The organism is Leifsonia sp. HAY1-4F (assembly GCF_056755275.1).
On the sequence record NZ_JBNDHX010000397.1, the window covers coordinates 1 to 257 of the forward strand.

Annotated in this window: 1 protein-coding gene and 1 pseudogene; both read left to right on the top strand. The window is 62.6% G+C overall.

Translation table 11 applies throughout. The features are described from left to right. Positions 1-142, top strand: a pseudogene (locus tag ACPYOG_RS19940) (MBL fold metallo-hydrolase); the annotation flags it as partial. 23 nt (positions 143-165) lie between these two features. After that, a partial coding sequence (locus ACPYOG_RS19945) for an Rv2993c-like domain-containing protein (RefSeq protein ID WP_481295844.1) occupies positions 166-257 on the top strand: 92 nt, incomplete at its 3' end.

Genomic DNA, 257 nt, shown 5'->3' on the forward strand with positions numbered 1-257 from the left:
GATCAGGGCGGCCCTGGAGCAGGTGGGCCAGGACGCAACCATCGCCCAAGTGACGGACGTGGTGTACGCCGACGTCGACCCTTCGGTCAGGTGGGCCGCTGAGACCTCTGTCGCGGCGCAGCTGGAATACCTTCGAAGCTAGGCCGTGACGGTAGGCTTGGGCCCATGCGTATCGCCCGGTTTGTAGTTGATTCTGATCCCCTTTACGGCGTTGTGGAAGGCGAGCCCGGCAGTGAGGAAATCACTGTCATCAACGG